1 protein-coding gene is annotated in these 1926 nt (G+C 42.4%); it reads left to right on the top strand.

The annotated features are described in order from the left end of the window. Window positions 1-1926, top strand: a 1926-nt coding sequence (locus DZ60_RS23760) for a DUF7507 domain-containing protein (protein ID WP_034230461.1), incomplete at both ends; no start/stop codon positions are given.

Here is a 1926-nt window from a genome sequence, read left to right as displayed (position 1 = left end):
CGATGTTGATGGAGATGGATTGGTAACTGCTGCAGGAGTAACTGCGGGTGCCTATGATACCACACCAGCGATTACTGCAGGAGGACAGAATACTTTTCAGGAGGCTATAACGACTTCTATTCCTACAGATCCTGTGGATATGTCTGTATTAGAAGGGGATACAGCTACTTTTACAGCGATTGCGATTGCTTTTGCTGCGCCTACTACAAATCCAGCAACTACCGCTAGTACTGATATCAGTTACCAATGGCAGGTAAGTACCGATGGCGGTACTAGTTTTGTTGATGTTACCGGAGGCACCGGAGGTTCAGGTACTACCACTTCGGGAAGTTTACTAAGCTATACTACCGATGTATTGAGTGTTGCAGGCGATAATGGCGATCAATACCAATTGGTTATTACCAATGAGGCTAATATTTGTGAAGAAATAAGTGCGGCTGTGTTATTAACCGTATTTGTAGATAATGATAATGATGGTATTCCTGATGAGTTAGATCTTGATGATGATAATGATGGGATTCCTGATACCGCTGAGAATAGTTTGAGTATTGATCCTAGTTTAGACAATGATGGGGATGGTATTTTAAATTATCAGGATGAAGATGATATAGGAAATGGTACAAGTGCTAGTTGTGATGACACGACTCCTACAGATGGTATTTGTGATACATTGATCACTTTATTTGATGCAGATGGAGATGGTATTCCGAATCATTTTGATTTAGACAGTGATAATGATGGATTGCCTGATATTACAGAGGCAGGAGGTGTTGATATTGATTTTGATGGGGTTAATGATACCTTAACAGACAGTGATGGAGATGGTATTCCAGATAGTGTTGATGTTGATGAGACAGGAGGTAGTGATGTAGATAATGATGGTATTGATGATGGATTTCAGGGAGGTACTGATAGTGATGGAGATGGTATTGATGATGCTGATGATCCAGATGCCGATGGAGACGGCTTAGCAGATACTGTTGATGATATTGATAGTGGTCTAGTTACCGGAGAAATTACTTCTGGTTCTGCCTTAGGGACTCCAAATTCAGATAGTAATACCAATGATGGTCCTGACTTTTTGGATATTGATGCCGATGATGATGGTATTGTTGATAATATAGAATTACAAAGCACAGCAGACTATATTGCTCCAAGCGGAGTGGATACTGATGGAGATGGTATTGATGATCAATATGATGTTGATTGTTCTTTGGTCAATTGTGGTTTGGTGGGTACACCTATAGTGCCTGTAGACACCGATGGCTTAGGAGATGGAGCCGATTATATTGATTTAGATAGTGATGAAGACGGAGAGAGTGATACGATCGAGGCTTATGACACCGATGATGATGGTATTGCAGATACGACTGCTGCTGGTGCTGATTCCGACGGGGATGGTCTGGATGATAATTTTGATGCCGATGGTGTCGGGACTACCGATACTGGAGGTCCTACCAATGGAGGTCAGACAGCTTCGAGTCCATTTCCAGATACGGATAGTGTTGGTGGAGAGCCGAATTGGCGAGAAGATATTTTAGCCATTGAAGCGATCAAGACCAGTGTTATAGATATTACCGGCGGCTTAGATGCTACGGTGGTAGATGCTGGTGATATAGTTACTTATACCTATACGATAGAAAATACAGGAAATGAGACCTTAAGTGGTGTAAGTATTACCGAGACGGTATTTAGTGGAACCGGTACTACTCCTGTCCCCGATTTTGATTCGAATGATGGTGCTAGTGCTGAAGGAACTTTAGTTCCTGGTGAGACGGCTACGTTTGAGGCGATGTATACGTTGACTCAAGCGGATATTGATGCGGGAGGTATCGAGAATAGTGCTACAGCTACCGCGATTTTACCAGATATTCTTGGACTACCAGTATCCACACCAATTACGGATGTTTCTGATGCGGGTGATGA

This window comes from Aquimarina pacifica, from assembly GCF_000520955.1.
Classification (GTDB): Bacteria; Bacteroidota; Bacteroidia; order Flavobacteriales; family Flavobacteriaceae; genus Aquimarina; species Aquimarina pacifica.
This window is presented reverse-complemented; position numbering and strand designations above follow the sequence as displayed.